This window comes from Thiobacillus sp. SCUT-2, from assembly GCF_035621355.1.
Lineage (GTDB): Bacteria > Pseudomonadota > Gammaproteobacteria > Burkholderiales > Thiobacillaceae > Thiobacillus > Thiobacillus sedimenti.
The window spans coordinates 1,063,688-1,083,958 of the sequence record NZ_CP141769.1 but is presented as its reverse complement, the minus strand read 5'-3'; the positions used below and the strand labels follow the sequence as shown (position 1 = coordinate 1,083,958).

At 69.0% G+C, this 20,271-nt stretch carries 19 protein-coding genes; 12 read left to right on the top strand and 7 right to left on the bottom strand.

The features are described 5' to 3' along the window. Nucleotides 1-14: 14 nt before the first annotated feature. The 6 genes from VA613_RS05270 to amrB are packed head-to-tail and all read right to left on the bottom strand — an operon-like array spanning nucleotide 15 to nucleotide 8,813. The gene (locus VA613_RS05270; RefSeq protein WP_324780810.1) at nucleotides 15-2,384 is read right to left on the bottom strand and encodes an ABC transporter permease; all 2,370 of its coding nucleotides are present in this window, start codon (nucleotides 2,382-2,384) and stop codon (nucleotides 15-17) included. A gap of 3 nt (nucleotides 2,385-2,387) precedes the next feature. After that, entirely contained in the window at nucleotides 2,388-4,949 is a 2,562-nt protein-coding gene (gene mgtA, locus VA613_RS05265; RefSeq protein ID WP_324780809.1) for a magnesium-translocating P-type ATPase, read from the bottom strand. Between the two features lie 4 nt (nucleotides 4,950-4,953). Then, nucleotides 4,954-5,685, bottom strand: a complete 732-nt coding sequence (locus tag VA613_RS05260) for an ABC transporter ATP-binding protein (RefSeq protein WP_324780808.1) — start codon at nucleotides 5,683-5,685, stop codon at nucleotides 4,954-4,956. A 28-nt stretch (nucleotides 5,686-5,713) separates the two neighbouring features. Beyond that, nucleotides 5,714-6,364, bottom strand: a complete 651-nt coding sequence (locus VA613_RS05255; protein ID WP_324780807.1) for a dienelactone hydrolase family protein — start codon at nucleotides 6,362-6,364, stop codon at nucleotides 5,714-5,716. Further along, a complete protein-coding gene (gene amrS / locus VA613_RS05250) occupies nucleotides 6,361-7,455 on the bottom strand; it encodes an AmmeMemoRadiSam system radical SAM enzyme (RefSeq protein WP_324780806.1) in 1,095 nt (364 codons plus the stop codon). Before amrS ends, VA613_RS05255 begins: the two co-directional genes overlap by 4 nt. Beyond that, nucleotides 7,452-8,813: an AmmeMemoRadiSam system protein B gene (gene amrB, locus VA613_RS05245; RefSeq protein ID WP_324780805.1), complete on the bottom strand. Its 1,362-nt coding sequence runs from the start codon at nucleotides 8,811-8,813 to the stop codon at nucleotides 7,452-7,454. The genes amrS and amrB overlap by 4 nt, the downstream gene beginning before the upstream one ends. 137 nt (nucleotides 8,814-8,950) lie before the next feature. On the opposite strand from amrB, the gene VA613_RS05240 reads away from it, so the two are divergent. The 12 genes from VA613_RS05240 (at nucleotide 8,951) to VA613_RS05185 (ending at nucleotide 19,514) form a co-directional block, all read left to right on the top strand. After that, the gene (locus VA613_RS05240; protein WP_324780804.1) at nucleotides 8,951-10,423 is read left to right on the top strand and encodes a PAS domain-containing sensor histidine kinase; all 1,473 of its coding nucleotides are present in this window, start codon (nucleotides 8,951-8,953) and stop codon (nucleotides 10,421-10,423) included. Nucleotides 10,424-10,458: 35 nt separating this feature from the next. After that, nucleotides 10,459-11,106: a response regulator transcription factor gene (locus VA613_RS05235; protein ID WP_324780803.1), complete on the top strand. Its 648-nt coding sequence runs from the start codon at nucleotides 10,459-10,461 to the stop codon at nucleotides 11,104-11,106. Between the two features lie 136 nt (nucleotides 11,107-11,242). Next, a complete protein-coding gene (locus VA613_RS05230; RefSeq protein ID WP_324780802.1) occupies nucleotides 11,243-12,829 on the top strand; it encodes a GGDEF domain-containing protein in 1,587 nt (528 codons plus the stop codon). A 155-nt stretch (nucleotides 12,830-12,984) separates the two neighbouring features. Beyond that, nucleotides 12,985-13,701: a flagellin N-terminal helical domain-containing protein gene (locus tag VA613_RS05225; protein WP_324780801.1), complete on the top strand. Its 717-nt coding sequence runs from the start codon at nucleotides 12,985-12,987 to the stop codon at nucleotides 13,699-13,701. Between the two features lie 67 nt (nucleotides 13,702-13,768). Continuing rightward, nucleotides 13,769-14,119 carry a flagellar protein FlaG gene (locus VA613_RS05220; RefSeq protein WP_324780800.1) on the top strand — a complete coding sequence of 117 codons (351 nt, stop codon included), beginning with the start codon at nucleotides 13,769-13,771 and terminating at the stop codon, nucleotides 14,117-14,119. A gap of 15 nt (nucleotides 14,120-14,134) precedes the next feature. After that, on the top strand, nucleotides 14,135-15,553 hold the full coding sequence (gene fliD, locus VA613_RS05215) for a flagellar filament capping protein FliD (protein WP_324780799.1): 1,419 nt from the start codon (nucleotides 14,135-14,137) through the stop codon (nucleotides 15,551-15,553). A gap of 21 nt (nucleotides 15,554-15,574) precedes the next feature. Next, nucleotides 15,575-16,006 carry a flagellar export chaperone FliS gene (fliS, locus tag VA613_RS05210; protein ID WP_324780798.1) on the top strand — a complete coding sequence of 144 codons (432 nt, stop codon included), beginning with the start codon at nucleotides 15,575-15,577 and terminating at the stop codon, nucleotides 16,004-16,006. A 14-nt stretch (nucleotides 16,007-16,020) separates the two neighbouring features. After that, complete coding sequence (locus VA613_RS05205) at nucleotides 16,021-16,350, top strand: flagellar protein FliT (RefSeq protein WP_324780797.1); 330 nt, start codon at nucleotides 16,021-16,023, stop codon at nucleotides 16,348-16,350. An 11-nt stretch (nucleotides 16,351-16,361) separates the two neighbouring features. Continuing rightward, on the top strand, nucleotides 16,362-17,453 hold the full coding sequence (gene fliK, locus VA613_RS05200) for a flagellar hook-length control protein FliK (RefSeq protein ID WP_324780796.1): 1,092 nt from the start codon (nucleotides 16,362-16,364) through the stop codon (nucleotides 17,451-17,453). Further along, nucleotides 17,440-17,733: an EscU/YscU/HrcU family type III secretion system export apparatus switch protein gene (locus VA613_RS05195; protein ID WP_324780795.1), complete on the top strand. Its 294-nt coding sequence runs from the start codon at nucleotides 17,440-17,442 to the stop codon at nucleotides 17,731-17,733. The genes fliK and VA613_RS05195 overlap by 14 nt, the downstream gene beginning before the upstream one ends. Nucleotides 17,734-17,738: 5 nt before the next feature. Next, entirely contained in the window at nucleotides 17,739-18,503 is a 765-nt protein-coding gene (locus tag VA613_RS05190) for a flagellar brake protein (RefSeq protein ID WP_324780794.1), read from the top strand. Between the two features lie 36 nt (nucleotides 18,504-18,539). After that, nucleotides 18,540-19,514, top strand: a complete 975-nt coding sequence (locus VA613_RS05185) for a chemotaxis protein (RefSeq protein WP_324780793.1) — start codon at nucleotides 18,540-18,542, stop codon at nucleotides 19,512-19,514. Nucleotides 19,515-19,697: 183 nt separating this feature from the next. On the opposite strand, the gene fliE is transcribed toward VA613_RS05185, so the two are convergent. Next, a complete protein-coding gene (gene fliE / locus VA613_RS05180) occupies nucleotides 19,698-20,057 on the bottom strand; it encodes a flagellar hook-basal body complex protein FliE (protein WP_324780792.1) in 360 nt (119 codons plus the stop codon). Nucleotides 20,058-20,271 lie beyond the last annotated feature (214 nt).

Sequence of the window (20,271 nt, the reverse complement as noted above, 5' to 3'; positions counted from 1 at the left end):
CTGGTCCCGTCTTCCTATTCGCGTGTCTTGAGCACCGCCACCAGGTCGAGCCGGCCGAGGCGGCGCCACAGCAGCCAGCCGGAAAGCAGCGCCGAGACGATGACGACGGCTGCGCCCATGGCGTAGTTTTCCGGCGTCAGCAGGAGCGGCAGCCGGTAGAGTTCGCTCTTGAATGCCACGACCAGGATGCCGACCAGGCCGATGCCGACCACGAATCCCACCGGAATCGCCGCCAGCGTCAGCAACGCCAGTTCGCCCAGCAGGATATAGGCGATCTCGCCACGGGTGAAGCCCAGCACCCGCAGGCTCGCCAGCTCGCGGCCGCGCTCCGACAGCGCGATGCGTGCGCTGTTGTAGACGACGCCGAAGCCGATCGCGCCGGCCAGCAGCGTCGCCACCATGTTGTAGAAGAGGATGAATTCTCCGATGGTCGAATAGAAGCTCTGCACCGCCGCCTTGTTGGCGACCATGCCCAGCACGCGCGGCCGCTCGTGCAGCTCGGCATAGAGCGACGCCTCGCTGCCCGGCTCGACGGCGAGGTAGGCGCCCGACACGGCATTGCCCTCGCGCAGCAGCGCGTTGACCGTCTCGCGCGGCAGATAGGCCGACACGCCGAGGTATTGCTTGGTGATGCCGAGCACGGGCACCTGCCGCACCGGGCGGCTGCCCTCGAGAATCTCCACCGTCAGCATGTCGCCCGGCTTCACGTGCAGGATCTCGTTGGCGAGATGATCGGTCAGCACGACGCCGCCCGGCTGCAGCGCGACCGGCTTGAGCCTGCTGTCGAGCGAGCGGTGCAGCTGGCCGGCCGCCTCGATGCCGAACAGCGCGGCGCGGTGGCGGTAGTGGCCGAAGCGCAGGATCGCGGGCACGTCGCGATAGCCCTCGACGTGCTCGACACCCGGCAGCGCAGCCAGTTCGTTCAGCACGCGCCCCGAGGTGGGGTCGATGAAGGTGAGCGCCAGGTCCTCGCGCGACGCCTGGCGGAACTGCACGTCGACCATGAAGTCGATCGCGCCCTTCTGGTAGTTGCCCACCATCATCAGCCCGCAGGCGCAGGCGATGCCGAGCACGGTCAGCAGCGCCTTCAGCGGGCGCCGCTCGATGTGGCGCAGGATCATGCGCGTGGGCGTGGCGAACCAGCGCTGCAGGCCGATGCGCTCGAACAGCGTCACGCGGTAGACCGCCGGCGTCTCCGGCCGCATGCCCTCGGCCGGCGACAGGCGCACCGCGCGCGCCACGGAATAAAGCGTGCCGCTGATCGCCGCCAGCGCGCTGATCGCCAGCGCGACGAACACCGTGTCGGCGCTCAGCCGGTAGTCGAGATAGGGAAAGCGGAAGGTCGTCTCCATGTAGACGTGCGACAGCCCCTGGCCGAACCAGGCGCCGAGCCCGACGCCCGCGGCCACGCCGAGCAGCACGATCAGCATCACCAGCTTGACGTAGTGGGCGCCGATCGCGAGGTAGCTGTAGCCGAAGGCCTTGAGGATCGCGATCTGCTCGCGCTGCAGCGCGATCAGCCGGCTGATCACCACGTTGAGCAGGAAGGCGGCGACGCCGAGGAAGATGGCCGGGAAGACCGTCGCCATGGTGCGCAGCTGCTTCAGTTCCTCGCTGAGAAAGCGGTTGGAGAACTGGTCGCGGCGGCCGTAGGCGCCGGTGCCGCCGTAGGGTGCGAGGATCGCGTCGACGCGGTCGATCACGTCCTGCTCGTGCGCGCCGCGGGCCAGCGCCAGCGACACGTGGTTGAAGCCGCCCTCCATGTCGTACGCCGCGGCGAGCGCGTGGCGCCCCATCCACAGCACGCCGTAGCGCTTGAAGTCGGGGAACATCGCGCCGGGGGCGATCTGGTAGACGTATTCCGGCGACACCGCGACGCCGACGACGGTGAGCGCCTTGCGCTTGCCGTTGATGATCGCCGCGAGACGGTCGCCCGGCTGCAGCCGATGGGCGTCGGCAAAGGTATCCGAGACCACGACCTCGTCGCTGCTCCACGGCTGGACCATGCGCCCGCGACGCAGATAGAGCGCGTTGAGGCGCGGCTCGCCGACGTCCGGCACCGACAGCAGCATGCCGGTGATCGGATCGGTGAAGCCCGGCACCTCGAGCTTCACCCCGGCGCGCACGCGCGTCTCCACGCGCTCGACGCCGGGGATCGCGGCGAGCCGCTCGGCCACCGGCTCGGGGGCGCGCTTCAGCGGCGCGAAAACGTCGGCGAAGCGGTATTCGCTGTAGAAGCGGTCGCGCGTGCCGACCAGCGAATCGTAGGTCGACAGCGACATCACCAGGGTCGCGACGCCGCCCATGATCACGGCGGCGATTGCCAGCGCCTGGCCGCGCAGGTGCCAGAGGTCGCGGAAGAGCTTGCGGTCGAGCGCGCGCATCGGTCAGCGGGACGCGCGGGCGTCCCATCTCCGGTAGAAGGCGCGCTTGAGTGCCTGCACGGCCACCAGGTAGGCGACCGCGATGCCCGCGAGCATCGCGTAGAACGCCGGCGGCGGCGCGACGAAGCCGAGCTCCGCCCCGAGCGGGGTCGACGGCAGCGCGACCGCCATCGCGACGACCGCCAGCGAGAGTGCGGTCAGCGCGGGATGCGGCGGGCTGGCGAAGGGGTTGCCGCGCGTGCGGATGACGAAGATCACCAGCACCTGCGTCACCACCGACTCGACGAACCAGCCGGTGTGGAACAGCGTTTCGCCCGCGCCGAGCACGCCGAGCAACAGCCAGAAGGTGAGGAAGTCGAACGCCGAGCTCAGCGGGCCGAGGGTGAGCATGAATTGGCGGATGAAGTCCATGTCCCACACACGCGGCTTCGCCAGCGTCTCCTCGTCGACACGGTCGAGCGGAATGGCGATCTCGGAAAAATCATAGAGGAAATTGTTGAGCAGGATCTGCAGCGGCAGCATCGGCAGGAAGGGCAACAGCAGCGTGGCGCCGGCCATGCTGAACATGTTGCCGAAGTTGGAGCTGGTTCCCATCATGATGTACTTGATGACGTTGCCGAAGGTGCGCCGCCCCTCGCGCACGCCGTCGTGCAGCACGCCCAGGTCATGCTCGAGCAGGATCAGGTCGGCGGCTTCCTTGGCGACGTCGACCGCGCTGTCGACCGAGATGCCGACGTCCGCCGCGTGCAATGCCGGGGCGTCGTTGATGCCGTCGCCGAGGAAGCCGACCACGTGGCCGCGTGCCCGGAGCGCCGCCAGGATGCGGGTCTTCTGCGCCGGGGTGACGCGGCAGAACAGGTTGGCTTCCTGCACCCGCGCCTGCAGCGCCGGGTCGACCAGCTGGGCGATCTCGCCGCCGGTCAGCACGCCCGTCACCGGCACGCCGAGCTGCGCGCAGATGTAGCGCGCGACGAGCTCGTTGTCGCCGCTGACGATCTTGACGTCGATGCCGCTCGCCGCCAGCGCGGCGAGCGCCGGCGCGGCACTCGCCTTGGGCGGGTCGAGGAAGGCGGCGAAGCCGCTGAACACCAGCTCGGCCTCGTCGGTCAGCACCGCGTGGGCGTGTTCGGGTGCCACCTCGCGCCAGGCGATGCCGAGGACGCGGAAGCCCTCGCGGCTGAGCGAGGCGAACAGGTCCTCGATCCGGGCCCGGGCCGCGGCATCCAGTGGCAACGGACGCCCGTCCGCCTCGTAGCGCGTACACAGCCGCAGGATGTCCTCGGGCGAGCCCTTGGCGACCAGCGTGCGCGCTCCGTCCCGCTCGAGCAGCACCGACACGCGCCGCCGCTCGAAGTCGAACGGCACCTCGTCGATCTTGCGCCAGCCGCCGACGTCGATGTGGGTATGCACGAGGATGGCGTCGTCCAGCGGGCTGCGGATGCCGCTCTCGAAACGGCTGTTGAGGTAGGCCCACTCCAGCACCGGCGCGCTGTCCGCACCGGCGGCGTCGACGTGCCGCTCGAGCCGGATGCGGCCCTCGGTCAGCGTGCCCGTCTTGTCGGTGCAGAGCACGTCGATGCCGCCCAGGTCCTGCACCGCGGACAGGCGCTTGACGATGACGCGCCGTCTGGCGAGCCGCATGGCGCCGCGCGACAGCGTGACCGAGACCACCATCGGCAGCAGTTCCGGCGTCAGGCCGACCGCGAGCGCGACCGCGAACAGGAAGGATTCGAGCAGCGGCCGGTGGAACAGCGCGTTCACCAGCAGCACGAACAGCACCAGCAGCAGCGTCAGGCGCAGGATCAGGTTGCCGAAAGCCTGCGTGCCGCGCTCGAAGGCGGTGCGCGGCGGCCGCCGCGCCAGGCTGTCGGCGATCTGCCCGAACGCGGTCGTCGCGCCGGTCCGCACCAGCACGACCCGCGCCGATCCGCTGATGATCGAACTGCCCATGAACACGGCGTGGGTCGCCGCCGCGAGATCGCCTTCCGCCCCGGCCGGCGCGCGGTCGGCGGGACGCTTTTCGACCGGGAAGGACTCGCCGGTCAGCAGCGCCTGGTTGACGAAGAGGTCGCGCGCCTCCAGCACGCGGCCGTCGGCCGGCACCAGGTCGCCGGCGGCCAGCAGCACCACGTCGCCCGGCACCAGCCCGGCCGCCGCGACGTCGCGCGCCTTGCCGCCGCGCACGACGCTGGAACGCAGCGCGACCTGGCGCTTGAGCCGCTCGGCGGCGCGGCCGGCGCGGAATTCCTGGATGAAGTCGAGCGTCACGCTCATCAGCACGATGGCGCTGATGACGACGAAGCTGCGCACGTCTCCCAGCGCACCGGCGATCGCGCTGGCCGCCAGCAGCACCAGCACCAGCGGATTGCGGAAATGGGCGAGGAACTCCAGCAGCAGCGCGCGCTCCGCGCGCGGATGCAACTGGTTGGGGCCGACGCGCTGAAGGCGTGCCGCCGCCTCGTCCTCGGCAAGCCCGCCCTCGCCGCTTTCGAGCACCGCGAGGCAGTCCGCCAGCGGCTGCTGCCAGAGGCTCGACGCGGCGTCCTGCCATCCCGGCGCGGCCATGGCGCTACCAGCTCAACTCGCGCGCCGGTTTCTTCGCGGCATTGCGGTGGATCTCGGCGATGCGGCCGTCCGACAGCCGGATCACGCGGTCGGCCATGTCGGCGATGCCGACGTTGTGGGTGATCAGCACGGTCAGCGTGCCGAGCTCGCGGTTCACCTTCTCGAGCGCCTCGAGCACCACCACGCCCGTGGCCGAGTCGAGCGCGCCGGTCGGCTCGTCGCACAGCAGCACGGCCGGGTTCTTCGCGATGGCGCGTGCGATCGCGACGCGCTGCTGCTCGCCGCCCGACAGCTGGGCCGGAAAATGATCGAGGCGCTCGCCCAGGCCCACCCGCCGCAGCGCCTCCTCCGGGCGCATCGGCGCCTCGGCGATCTCGGTCACCGCGGCGACGTTCTCGCGCGCCGTCAGGCTGGGGATCAGGTTGTAGAACTGGAACACGAAGCCGACGTGCTCGCGGCGGAAGCGCGTCAGCTCGGTTTCGGAGGCGCCGGTCAGCTTGTGGTCGAGGTAGTAGACCTCGCCGCCGCTCGGCGCGTCGAGCCCGCCCAGGATGTTCAGCAGCGTCGACTTGCCGCTGCCGGAGGGGCCCAGCAGCACGACCAGTTCGCCACGCTCGAGCGTGAGGTCGATGCCGCGCAGGGCCGGGACCTCGACCTCGCCCATGCGGTAGACCTTGGTGAGCCCACGGGCGACGAAGACGGCGTTGGGGGAGGCGTCCGGCATGCGGGCGATCATGCCATGGCCGCCGCTGGCGGGCCAGCGCCTAGCCCGGCCGCCGCGGCAGGTACTCCGCGAACCAGCCCGCCGCCCGCGTCGCGACGGCTTCGAGCGTGCCCGGCTCCTCGAACAGGTGGGTCGCGCCGGGCACGATCACCATCTCCTTGCGGCAGCGCAGCTGGTCGTACGCCAGCTGGTTGAGATCGATCACGCCATCGTCGTAGCCGCCCACCAGCAGCAGGGTGGGCGCGCCCACCTTCTGCAGCGCCAGTTCGCTGGCGAGATCGGGGCGGCCGCCGCGCGACACCACCGCGCGCGCCGTGTCGCCGAGCGCGGCCGCGGCCTCGAGCGCGGCGGCCGCGCCCGTGCTGGCGCCGAAGAAGCCGAGCGGCAGCGCGCGCGTCGCCTCCTGCGCCTCGACCCAGCGCGCCGCATCGAGCAGGCGCTGCGTCAGCAGGCCGATATCGAAGCGGCGCGAATAGTCGCGGTCCTCTTCCGGCGTCAGCAGGTCCATCAGCAGCGTGCCGACGCCTGCCGCCCGCAGCACGCCGGCGACGTAGTTGTTGCGCGGCGAATGGCGCGAGGAGCCGCTGCCGTGGGCGAACAGCACCAGCCCGACCGCGCCGTCGGGAATGTCGAGCATGCCTTCGACGGTGGCCCGGCCGGCCGCGATGTGGACCAGCATGGATGTGCTCATGGCCGGTCCTCGCGGTGCATCGAAATCGGGATGCGGCGGTTGCCGAAGGGATGGCTGAACGCGCCGAAGCGGCCGGCGATGGCGGTGCCGCAGTGCGGGCAATGGCCGTCGGGCGTCACGCTGTAATGGTCGATGCGGTACCAGTCGCGCACGATCAGCGCCTCGTGGCAGCTCGGGCACGACGTCGTGCCGCCCGCCGGGTCGTGCACGTTGCCCGTGTAGACGTAGTGCAGCCCCGCCTTCAGCGCGATCTCGCGCGCCCGCGTCAGCGTCGACGCCGGCGTCGGCGGCACGTCGAGCATCTTCCAGTCGGGGTGGAAGGCGGAGAAATGCAGCGGCACGTCGGGGCCGAGTTCCCTGAAGATCCATGCGCTCATCGCCGCGAGCTCGGCGTCGGAGTCGTTGTGCCCCGGGATCAGCAGCGTCGTGATCTCGAACCAGACGTCGGTCTCGCGCTTCAGGTAGGTCAGCGTGTCGAGCACCGGCTGCAGATGGCCGCCGGTCAGCTTGACGTAGAAATCGTCGGTGAAGCCCTTCAGGTCGACGTTGGCGGCGTCCATCTTGGCGTAGAACGCGCGCCGCGGCTCCTCCGTCATGTAGCCGGCGGTGACGGCGACGGTCTTGAGGCCGCGCGCATGGCAGGCGTCGGCGACGTCCATCGCGTACTCGGCAAAGATCACCGGGTCGTTGTAGGTGAAGGCGACGCTCTTGCAGCCGGCCCGCTCGGCCGCTTCGGCGATCTCGTCAGGCATGGCGCGGTCGACCATGGTGTCGGTCTCGCGCGACTTCGAGATGTCCCAGTTCTGGCAGAACTTGCAGGCCAGGTTGCAGCCGGCGGTGCCGAAGGAAAACACCGAGCTGCCCGGGTAGAAATGGTTGAGCGGCTTCTTCTCGATCGGGTCGACGCAGAAGCCGGACGAGCGGCCGTAGGTGGTCAGCACCATCCTGCCGCCTTCCATCTTGCGCACGAAGCACAGCCCGCGCTGGCCTTCGTGCAGCTTGCAGTAGCGGGGACAGAGGTCGCACTCGATGCGTCCGTCCGGCAGCACGCGCCACCAGCGTGCGGGGTGATGCGACTCGGGGATGCTCATGCGGCTGCCTCCTTCCATTTGTCGACCGTGTAGCGCGACAGGCGCACCTCTTCGGCCCAGAAATCCTGCGGCAGCCCGGCCTTGCGCTTCAGGTAGGCGAGGAATTCGCGCGGTTCCGGCAGCTGCTCCCACACCTGGGGCAGGAAGGTGCTGCGATGGTGGCCGTACTCGAACACCACGCCGTCGACGTGCGGGTGCAGCGCCGCCAGTGCCTCGGCCTCGCTCCTGACCTCGATCGGCTGCGTCGGCGACAGCAGCGACACCTCGACGCGCGTGTCGTGCAGTTCGCCGCGCGTCAGCGGCGGAAAGCGCGGGTCGCGGAACGCCGCCGCCAGCGCGTTCTCCCGCACGTCGAGCCACAGCGGTCGGTGCGCCTCCAGGGTGCCGATGCAGCCGCGCAGCTCGCCCTGGCGGGTCAGTGTCACGAAACTCGCGCCCGGCGGCGTCATCCAGCCGGCCCGCGCGGGCGGGTCGGCCGCCTCGCCCAGCTGCGAGGCGATCTCGCCGCGCGCCAGCCGCAGCAGCGCGGTACCCTTTTCTTCCTCAGCGGGCTGGTCGTCGCCCGCCACAGGGGTGAACGCAAAGGCGGCATAGCCGACCACCCGTCCCGGGTCGCCCGCGGTGTCGCTGGAATTGCGCACGTCGAGCGCCACCGGATGCAGCCCATGGCGCTTCGCCGCCAGCATCAGGCCGTTGATCGGCGTCGCGCCGCAGGCCTGCTCATGGTTCAGATGCGAATCGAGCGCCAGGATCGCGTCGACCGTGCCGCCGTCGACCTGGCGCGCGACCGCGTCGGGCAGGAAGTGCGACAGATCCGAGCTGATCACGATCAGCGTCTCCTCGCCGCCCCAGACGGCTTCGAGCACCGCCGCCACCTCGGCGGCGGTGGCCTCGCCCACCGCCAGCGGCAGCAGCCGGAATTCGCCCAATACCGCCTGCAGGAACGGCAGCTGGACCTCGAGCGAATGCTCCTGCGCGTGCGCCGCCGCGCTGCGCACGACATGCGGCAGGTCGGCGAGCCGCCGCATGCCTTCATCGTCGAGCGCCACTTCGCCGAGGGGCGTCGCGAAGCGCTCCGCCTCGGGCAAGGCCAGTCCACGCACGAACACGCGATGGGTGGGCCCGAGCAGCACCACGCGCCGGATCCGGCCGCGCAGCCCCGCCAGCAGCCCGTAGGCGCTGGCGGCGACCGGCCCGGAATAGAGGTAGCCGGCATGCGGCACGATCAGGGCCTTGGGCCGGCGCACCGGCGCGACCGCACGGGCCTGCGCGAGCAGGTCGTCGACGGTCGATTTCAGCGCGACAGGATCGTCCGGATAGAACAGTCCGGCAACGGCGGCGGGGCGAACGGCATTCATCAGGCAATTCCTCTTCTTTCACCTTAGTAGATGTGGGGGAATCGGCCGGGTTTCAAGACGCCGCGCATTTGCCCCGATAATGGCGCATCGAAGAAGAACGGCGCACCGGCCGTTCCGCGGCCGAGACCAGGAGGAACATGGCATCACTGAACGCCGCCGGCGAAGGCGCGCTGCTGTATACGATCCTGCAGGAAACCACGACCGAGGTGCTGGTATTCGACGCCGAGAGCCTGCGCATCGTCCAGGCGAACCCCGCCGCCACCCACAACCTGCAGCATCGCCTGAAGGCCCTGCAGAAGCTGACCCCGCTCGACCTGATGACGCCGCAGGACGGGCGCGCCTTCAAGACCCTGCTCGCCCTGCTTAAGAACGGCAAGCGGCGCCGCACCGCCCTCAACGTGCATTTCCTGCGCCGCGAGGGCCGCCCCTACCCCGTCGAGGCGCGCCTGCTCTACGCGAGCGACGGCGGCCGCCCGGTGTTCATCTGCATCGCCAACGACGTCAGCCAGCGCGAGGCGACGCGGCAGGCGCTGGCCCATTCGGAGTCCGACCTGCGCGCCATCGTCGCCCACATCCCCGGCATGGCCTTCCAGATCCGGCGCGAACACGACGCGGCGCCGGTGCTGCGCTACGTCAGCGAACAGTCCGAGCAGCTGCTCGACCTCCCGCCGGGCACGCTGTGCGCCAAGCCCGAGCGCTTCTTCAAGCTGATCGTGGAGGAGGATCGTGCCGGCTACCTCGCCCGGCTCGCGGAGGCCGGCGGCGGCCACCTGAGCTTCAACTGGGAGGGGCGCATCCGGATGAAGGCCTGGGCCGACGTGAAATGGGTGTCGGTGCGGGTGAGCCAGCGCAGGCAGGGCGGCACCCTGATCTGGGACGGCATCATGCTCAACATCACCCACAGCAAGCAGGCGGAAGCCGAGATCCGGCAGTCCCGGGAGCAGCTCGGCGCACTCGCCTCCCACGTCGAAAAGGTCAAGGAGCAGGAACGCCTCAAGCTCGCCCGCGAGGTTCACGACGACCTCGGCGGCAACCTGACCGCGATCAAGATCGTGCTTGCCTGGCTCAAGCAGAACCTGCCGCCGGACGCGCCCCGCCTGATCCAGCGCACCGAATACCTGAACCAGATCGTCGACCAGACCTTCGACGCCGCCCACCGCATCGCGTCGAACCTGCGGCCGGCCGCGCTGGACCTTGGGATCGTGCCCGCCCTCAAGTGGCAGCTGGAGCGGTTTTCCCGCAATACCGACATCAGCTACCGCTTCAAGGCGCCGGACGAGCCCGTTTCGCTCGACCCGGACGCGGCCATCGCGGTCTTCCGCATCGTGCAGGAGGCGCTCACCAATGTCGCCAAGCACGCCGCCGCCACCCAGGTGAAGCTCAGGCTCGAGCGCGAGGCCGGCCATCTGGCCGTCACCCTGGCCGACGACGGCCGCGGCATCCGGGCGGCGGCCGGCGACGCCACCCGGCCGAGCTTCGGGCTGCTCGGCATGCGCGAGCGCGCCACCGCCCTCGGCGGCGAGCTCGAGGTGCGGCCGGGCCGGCGCCAGGGCACCGAGGTCAGGCTGCGCATCCCGCTCCCGCCGCCGGTGCCCGACGCTGCAAAATGACGGCATAATTCCGACAAAATACGCAGAGAACTTCCGTGGCAGCAGCAAGACCGTACCGCATCCTGATCGTCGACGACCACGCCATCGTCCGCGAGGGCCTGAAGCAGATCCTGGCCGAGGTCGACGACATCGAGGTCGCCGGCGAGGCCGACAGTTCCAGCCGTGCGCTGCAGATGGCCCGCCGCGAACCCTGGGACCTGGTCCTGATGGACATCACCATGCCGGACCGCAGCGGCCTGGAGACGCTGGAACTGCTCAGGAAGGAGCATCCCGGCATCAAGGTGCTGATGCTGTCGATGCACCGCGAGACGCAGTATGCCGTCCGCGCGCTGAAGACCGGCGCCGCCGGCTACCTGAACAAGCAGAGTGCGCCCGCCCAGCTGGTCGAGGCCATCCGCCAGGTCGCGTCGGGCAAGAAATACATCAGCGCGGAGGTCGCCCAGGAACTCGCCAGCCAGGTCAGCGGCGAGCGCGCCACCCTGCCCCACGAGGCGCTGTCGAACCGGGAATACCAGACCCTCTGCATGATCGCATCCGGCATGACCGTCAGCGGCATCGCCGACAAGCTCGCCCTGTCGGTCAAGACGATCAGCATGTACCGTACCCGGCTGCTGCAGAAGATGCAGATGAAGAACAACGCGGAGCTGACGCACTACGCCATCAAGCACGAATTGCTCGACTGACCCGGCCGCAAGCGGCCGCCCGGCAGCCCCCTGAGAAATGCCGGGCTTTTCCCGCCCTAATCCGGCCATCGACCCGACGCGGCCCGCCCTACCATCCACGGCATCGTCAACGCTTTCCCCGGGCCCGAGTGCCGAGATGGCCGAACCCAGCGACAAGATCAACCCAGGCAACCCGACCGAAGTCGCGCGCGAAACCCTGCGCCGCCTCGCCCTGCGCCGGATCGCCCCGACCCCGGACAACTACCAGACGCTGTACGAGGAAATCGTCGGCGGCCCCGTCGCCGGCACGCCCGAAGCCAACCCGTCGTCCGGCGCAGCCGGCGTGCTGGCCGGCCTGACGCGCGACCTCAGCCTGCACCATCCGGATCTGGCCGGCCCGGTCGAGCTCCTCAACCAGGCCGTCCGCAAGAGCGACTGGGCGCAGTGCCGCAAGCAGCTCGGCCAGGTCGTGCTCCAGCTCAAGCAGGGCGACGGCGGCGAGCTGCGGCCGCAGGCCGACAACCTGACGCTGCTGCGCGAACTCCTCGTCAAGACCCTGGAATTCGGCGTGGTGGCGCAGCTGTCGCACATCCCGCGCCTGGCCGAACGCGGGCAGCAGCTCGCCGTCGCCGTGCGCGACGCCAACAGCAGCACGACCCTGCGGGATGCCGCCTCGGGCCTCAAGTCGCTGTGGGTCGACATCGAACTGCAGAGCTCCGAAGCGCGCGACCAGCAGGACACGCTCAAGCGCATCCTGCTGCTGCTGGTGGAAAACATCGGCGAAATGCTCGACGACGACGCCTGGCTGCGCGGCCAGCTCGACATGGTGCAGGAGGTCATGGCCGGCCCGCTCAAGATCCGCTCGCTGCAGGAAGCGGAAAAGCGCCTCAAGGAAGTGATCTACAAGCAGAGCCTGGTCAAGCACGGGCTGCGCGAGGCGACCGCAACCCTGAAGGCGACCATGACGACCTTCGTCAGCCGCATGCGCGACGCCGTCGCCGCCAACGACGAATACCAGGGCCGGATCGCCACCCATATCGACCGCATCAGCAGGACCGAGGACGTCATCGAGCTCAACCGCATCCTCGAAGCGCTGCTGGAGGAAACCCGCGCCGCGCAGGCCGACAGCCGCCGCGCCCACGAGAACCTGGTGCAGGAACGCGACACCGCGCTGCAGGCCGAGGCGCGCATCAAGGACCTGGAAGACCAGCTGGCCAGGATGAGCGCCCTCATCCGCGAGGACCCGCTGACCGGCAGCCTCAACCGGCGCGGGCTCGACGACGAATTCGTCCGCGAGGCCGCGCGTGCCGACCGCTACGACACGCCGTTTTCCATCGCCGTGCTCGACGTCGACAATTTCAAGGCGCTCAACGACAAGCGCGGCCACCAGGCCGGCGACGACGCCCTGGTCCACCTCGTCAAGGTGGCCCAGGAGGAGCTGCGCATCACCGACCACATCGCCCGGCTCGGCGGCGAGGAATTCCTCGTCATCCTGCCGAACACCGGGCGCGACGAGGCGGCCCGCATCATCACCCGCCTGCAGCGCAGCCTGACCAAGAAGTATTTCCTCGACAACAACGAGCGCGTGCTGATCACCTTCAGCGCCGGCGTCGCCGAGCGCGCGCCCGGCGAGGCGCAGGAGGCGCTGATCACGCGGGCCGACGGCGCCATGTACGAAGCCAAGCGCAGCGGCAAGAACCGGGTCTGCCTCGCCCCGGATGCGCCTGCCGACGCAGCGGATTGACGACGATGCAGATTTTTCGAAATAGAGCCTTAACTTTCTCCGACCCCCGACGATTCCTCACACAACGGCGGTTCGCACAGACCAACGTTGACGGCAGAGTACCCCGGTGGGGCATGAACGCCGGAACCATCGACCCACATTAAAGGAGAAATACCATGGCACAAGTAATCAACACCAACGTCGCCGCCCTGTTCGCCGGTTCGGCCCTGAACCGCTCCAACGCGGCCCTGCAGACCGCCCAGCAGCGCCTGTCCTCCGGCCTGCGCATCAACAGCGCGAAGGACGACGCCACCGGCCTCGGCATCGCCACGAACTTCGACGCCAAGGTCCGCGGCGCGAACATGTACATCCGCAACGCCAACGACGGCATCTCCGCCGCCCAGACCAACGACGGCTACCTGGCCCAGATCACCGAAAACACCCAGCGACTGCGCGAGATCTTCATCCAGACCAAAGCGGTCACCAACGACGAGGCGAAGGCGCTGATCGCTGAAAACACCCGTATCTCCGGCCTGGTGACGGCTGATACCGCCGTCACCGTCGACGAGAACGGCAAGACGGCCGGCGGTGCAGGGACGACGTTCACGGCCGCCGCGACCTTCGCCAACCTGAGCGCATTCGATACCGAACTGACCGCGATCAACAACGCCCGCGCCAAGTTCGGTGCCGACATGGCCGGCCTGTCGTCGGCCGTGGCGACGCTGCAGACCGCCTCGGTGAACTACTCGGCCTCCTTCAGCCGCGTCATGGACACCGACTACGCGGCCGAGACCGCCGCCCAGGCCAAGAACAACATCCTGCAGCAGGCCGGCATGGCGGTGCTGGCGCAGGCCAACCAGAACCCGCAGAGCGTGCTGACGCTGCTGCGCTGATCGCTAGTCGAGTGAGAACGCCCCGGCCGGCCGCCCCGGCCGGGGATTCAGCGCGAAGGAGATCACCATGATCATCCAGACGACCCACCCCGCAATCGGTCCGGCCATGCAGCCGGACGCGCGCGTTGGTGCGCCCCAGCCGGTCAGGCCTGTTGCCGACACGCCTGCTGCCAGCGCGCCGCGGCCGCCTTCCGCGGAAGAAGTGAAGGCCGCCGTGGCCACGATCAACAGGGCGCTGCAGGCATCCAACCGCAGCCTGGAGTTCACCGTCGACGACGACACCCACCGAACGGTGGTGAAGATGGTCGACACCAGCACCGGCGAAGTCCTCCGCCAGTTTCCGTCCGAGGAAACCCTGGCGATTTCGCGCGGCATCGAGCAGTTCCAGCAAGGCCTCCTGCTGAAGCACAAGGCCTGAGACCGGAGATCGACCATGGCAAGCGTATCGGCTTCGACGACCACCGCAATCGACGTGCCCACCCTCGTCTCGCAGCTGATGGCGGTCGAGCGCCAACCCCTCGACAAGCTCAATACCGACGTCACCGACACGCAATCGAAGATTTCGTCCTTCGGCACGCTCAGCAGCCTGGTATCGGGTTTCCAGACGGCATCGAGCAACCTCAGCGCCAGCCTGCAGAAGCTGGCCGCCACGCCGTCGGATACGGGCGTGCTGTCCGCGACCGCAGACAGCACCGCCGTGCCCGGCACCTACTCGGTGAATGTCACCAAGCTGGCGCAGTCGCAGAACCTGCTCACGGCCGGACAGGCCAGCACGACCGTGGCGATCGGCACCGGCACCGCGACGACGATCACCTTCGATTTCGGCACGATCAGTGGCGGCACGCTGACCAACGGCGTGTACAGCGGCGCCGCGTTCACGTCGAACGGCAGCGGCACCCAGAGCATCACGATCGACGGCACCAACAATACGCTGGCCGGCATTCGCGACGCGATCAACAATGCCGGCCTGGGCGTCACCGCGACCATCGTCAACGACGGCAGCGGCACGCCCTACCACCTGGTGCTGACGTCGAAGAATTCCGGCGTCGCCAACAGCCTGAAAATCACCACCAGCGGCGGCGACGCCGCGATCGACGGCCTGCTGGCCTACGATCCGGCCGGCACGCAGAACCTGACGCAGACCCAGGCGGCGCAGAACGCCAGCCTCACGGTCAACGGCATCGCGGTGACGAGCGCCACCAACACCGTCAGCGGCGCCATCCAGGGCGTGACGATGACGCTCAAGAACACCACGGCCAGCCCGATCAGCCTCGCGATCGACCGCGATACCGCGGGCATCAACAGCGCGGCCTCGAGCTTCGCCGACGCCTACAACGCGCTGGCGAGCCAGATCAAGTCGCGCTCCGCCTACGCCAGCAACGGCCAGAAGGGCGGCACCCTCGCGGGCGACGGCACCCTGCGCCTGATGCAGGACCAGCTGCGCGGCATCTTCAACACCCCGGCGACGGGCGGCACCCTGACGGCGCTGGCGCAGGTCGGCATCGCGCTGCAGTCGGACGGCTCTCTGAAGGTCGACAGCGGCATGCTCAACAGCGCCCTTTCCGCCAACTTCAGCGACGTGACCAACCTGCTGTCGTCGTCGACCGGCTTCGCGACGCGCTTCAAGACCTGGGCCCAGGCTGCGCTCGATCCCGGCGGCCTGATCGACGCGCGCACCCAGAGCCTCAAGAAGCACATCGACGACCAGAACACGGCGATCGACCGGCTGCAGAGCCGCCTCGACGCGCTGCAGAAGAAATACACCGCCGAATACACCAACCTCAACCTGATGCTGAGCAGCATGAACAGCACCAGCGCCTATCTGACCGCGCAACTCGGTTCCGGAAAATAAATTCGACACCAGGGGACAGACGTGTACACACCATCGAAATCCGCCGCGCATGCCTACGCCAACGTCGGCCTGGAAACCGGCGTGGCCTCCGCCAGCCCGCACCGGCTCATCGTCATGCTCTACGAAGGCGCCGAGCTTTCCGTGCGCCTGGCAATCCAGCACATCGAGCAGGGCGACCTCGCGAAGAAGTCGGCCGCCATCAGCAAGGCCAGCGCGATCATCCTCGAAGGCCTGCGCGCTGCGCTGGACCGCAAGCAGGGGGGCGAAATCGCCGAGCAGCTCGATGCGCTCTACGACTACATGCTGAAGCGGCTGGCGCTCGCCCACCTCAACAACCAGACCGCGCCGCTCGAGGAAGTCCTCGGCCTGCTGCGCGAGCTGCGCGACGCCTGGCAACAGATCGGCGCGCCCCGCGGCGCACCCGAGTCGTCCTTCCATTCCATCGCCGCCTGACACCGGAGATCCTCATGACCAGCAACGAAATGCTCGCCACCTATGAAACGCTCTCCGAACTGAGCGGCAGCATGCTGATGGCCGCGCGCCAGGGCGAATGGGACCATCTGGCCGCGCTCGAGCAGCGCTGCAAGGGATTCGTGGGCAGCCTGATGCAGGCCACGCCGGTGCGCCTGAGCGAACCCGAGCAGCGTGCCAAGGTCGCGATCATCCGCACCATCCTGCAGAACGACGCCCAGATCCGCGCGCTGACCGAGCCGCGCCTGCACGAACTGGAGGAGCGCCTCGGCATGATGCGCACCGCCCGCCGCAGCGCCGAGGCCTACGGCGCGCAACGGGTCTGACGCCGCCGGCCATGTATCCGGCCCTGGCCCTGTCGCGCATCGTCGCCATCCAGCCCGTGCTGGACGCGATCGAGCGCGACCAGGCCGCGCCGCATCCGGCCTTCGACAACCTGCCTGTCGGACAGGCGCTCACCGGACTGGTGAAGGGCGTCTCCAAGGGCATCACGCTGGTCGACATCGAGGGTCAGACCGTCGCGATGCGGCTGCCGCAGCCACCGGCGGCCGGCGATACCCTGCGCCTGCGCTTCGCCGGCCATGCGCCGCAGCCGGTCTTCCTGCTCGAAAACCCGGAGGGCAGCACCGGCGAAGCGCCGCAGCTGAGCCAGGCCGCCCGCCTGCTGAGCGACCTGGTGCAGCGCCTGCCGGCCCGCCCGACGCCGCCGACCGTCACCCCGCCCGGCCCGCTGCTCGGGCAGCCCGTCGTGCATCCCGCCGAGCTTGCCCTTGCGCTGCGTACCGCACTGGTCCGCAGCGGCCTCTTCTACGAGTCGCATCTGGCGGACTGGGCGGTCGGCCAGGACAGCCTGGAGGGCCTGATGCAGGAACCGCAGAACCGCCTGGCCGTGGCCGATGCCGCCCGCCAGGCCGGCGCCGCCCTGCCCTCCGCCGCGCCGCACGAGGCCGCCCCCGTCGCTGCCAGGACGGCCGAGGCCGCCGCGGCCTCCCTGGCCGGCGCGACGGGCGCGGCCGGCGAAGGCGCCGCGGCGAAAGCGCTCACCCCGCTGCATGCGCTGCTGGCGCAGCAATTGCAGGTGCTGGAGTCGCCGCAGTTCGTCTGGCGCGGTGAAGTGTGGCCGGGCCAGCCGCTGGAGTGGCAGATCCGCCAGGAACCCGAAGACGGGCACGCGCGCAACCCGGCAGCGCCAGCCGACGCCGGCGGCACGGGCTGGGAATCCCAGCTCCGCCTGACGCTGCCCAGGCTGGGCGCACTGACCGTCCACATCCGGCTCGATGCGAACCAGGCCTTCAGCATCCGGATGGTGCCGGAGCAGCCCGAGGTCGCACCGCTGCTGCAGCAGAACCAGGCGCGCCTCGCCAGCCAGCTCGCCGGCGCGGGCTGCAGCGTGCAGAGCCTCACGGTGCAACGCGATGCCGGCGCCTGACAAGCAGCGCGCCGCAGCCGCACTCGCCTACCGCGCCGGCGATGCCGCGCCGCGCGTGGTCGCCAAGGGGCGCGGCATCCTGGCCGACAGCATCATCGAGCGCGCGCGCGCGTCGGGCGTGTACGTCCACGAGTCGCGCGAGCTGCTGGCGCTGCTGATGCAGATCGACCTCGACAGCCATATTCCGCCCCAGCTCTACGTCGCGGTCGCCGAGCTGCTCGCCTGGCTCTACCGCCTGGAAGAATCCGATCAACCGGCCCTGCCGCCGCCCACTCCCTGATCCGCATGGCAATCTCCCCGCCGCCCCATCCCGCCGCCGACACCCGTGACGACCCGCTCGAGCGCTATACCCTGCGCTCGCGGGCCGAAATCCTGTTCCAGCTGCGCGCGATCCAGAAGCGCAAGCTGCTCGTCAACCTGGACCTGCCGGGCAGCCGCCAGATCATCGTCACGTCGGTGCTCGCAGTCAACGAGCAGGCCAATACGGTGATTCTCGACAGCGCGCGCGGCGACGCCCTCAACCACGAGCTGCTGTCGGGCAAGGGTGCCGAATTCGTCACCCAGATGGACGGCGTCTCGATCTCGTTCGACACCGGCCCGGTGGCCCTGTGCGAATACGAGAAGCTGCCCGCCCTGCGGATCGCCCTGCCGAAGGCGCTGATCCGCCTGCAGCGGCGCGAGCATTTCCGCGTGCCGATGCCGATCGTGAATCCGGTCAAGTGCATCGTTCCGCCGCTCTCGCCGGACGACCCCGATCCCATCGTCACGCACATCGTCGACATCGGCTGCGGCGGCGTCGCCATCGCCGAAACCGGCGGCCGCCTGGGACCCGAGACCGGCCGCATCCTGGCCGACTGCAAGCTGCTCCTGCCGGAGACGGATGCGATCGTGACCTCGCTGGAAGTGCGCAATTCCGCCCAGATCCGCCTGCACAACGGTGCCTTCCAGACGCGGCTGGGCTGCAAGTTCATCAAGTTACCCAACGATATGGCCGCTAAATTGCAACGCTTCGTGATGAACATCGAGCGCGCGCGCCGCAACACCCTCTGACCGGCGCCCCGGCACAGGACACAAGGAGACTCCGCCATGCAAACCATCCAGCAGGAAATCGACGAACGCACCAACCTCACCAGCTCGAACAAGCTGGAGTTGCTGCTGTTCAGGCTGGGTGAGGACCCCGGGCTCGGGCACAGCGAGCTGTTCGGCATCAACGTGTTCAAGATCCGCGAGATCATCCCGATGCCGGCCATCACCGCGGTCGCCGGATCGCCCCAGTACATGATGGGGATGGTCGACCTGCGCGGCCAGATCCTGCCGGTCATCGACCTGCCCGGTGTCGCGGGCTGCACGCCCAAGACGGGGCTGAACATCCTGCTGATCACCGAATACGCGCGCAGCACGCAGGCCTTCGCGGTCGAATCGGTCGAGGACATCGTGCGCCTCGACTGGCGCCAGGTGCTGTCGGCCGAGGGCAAGGGCGCCAGCGGCATGGTGACCAGCATCGCCCGCCTGGACGCCGATAACAACGACCGCCTGGCCCAGGTGCTCGACGTCGAGACGATCCTGCGCCAGGTGATGCCGCCGACCGAGGAGGAATCCGGCAGTGATGGCATGCCCCCGCACGTCGAGATCAAGCCCGGGACGATCATCCTGGCGGCCGACGATTCGCTGATCGCGCGCACCATGATCGAGCAGGGCCTCGAATCCATGGGCCTGCCCTTTCTCATGTGCAAGAACGGCAAGGACGCCTGGGACCAGCTGCAGGCGATCGCGGCCAAGTCGGAGCAAGAGGGCCAGACCGTGTACGACCGCGTCGCCCTCGTGCTGACCGACCTCGAAATGCCCGAGATGGACGGTTTCACGCTGACGCGCAACATCAAGCAGGACGCGCGCTTCGGCAATCTTCCGGTGGTGATCCACTCCTCGCTGACCGGATCGACCAACGAGGCGCATGTCAGGAAGGTCGGCGCCGACGCCTATGTGGCGAAATTCGCCGCGGAAGAACTGGCGAACGCGCTGCGCAGCGCGCTGCAATCGGTCGCCCAGGCGGCGGTTCACTGAGGCGGGGAGCGGGGAGCGGGGAGCGGGGAGCGGGGAGCAGTGAGCAGTGAGCGGGGAGCAGTGAGCAGTGAGCAGTGAGCAGGATCGGATTAGGCGATCTCCCTCGGCCCTGCCCTAACCGCTCACAGCTCACCGCTCACCGCTTGCCGCTTGCCACTTACCACTTACCACTTACCGCCCCCCTCACACCGGCATGTTCATGATTTCCTGATAGGCGGAAACGAGCTTGTTGCGGACCTGGACGGTCTGCTGGAAGGCGATGCTGGATTTCTGCAGGGCGATCATGGCGTCGGAGAGGCTGACCTTGCTGTCGCCCAGCTCGTAACGCTCGGCCAGCTGCTGCGCCTGCAGCTGCGACTGGTTGACCTGGTCGAGCGAGGATTTCAGGGCCGAGGAGAAGTCGACCGCCCCGGCCGCCGGCCGCGCCTGGAGCGCGCCCTCGCCGACCGGGCTGGCTCCCGCCGGGCTGGCCTTTGCGGCTGCAGCCCGGAGCTGCGCCACCATGGCCTCGATCTTGCTCGTATCGATCATGCCTACGCTCATCGTGCCCTCCTTGCCTCGTCAGGCGGTTTTCCACGTGCCCACCTTATCAGGGCCGCCGCAAGCCATAAGGTCGATAAGCGCCCGAATCCGCCTGCTATTCCCGCGATTGAAAGCGCCCGCGCTGCCGATAATGCGATCACAGAGAGAAATCCTCATGGGGCAATGCGAATGAACAGCACAATCCGAGTCCGGGCGGCCCATGACGCCGGCACGA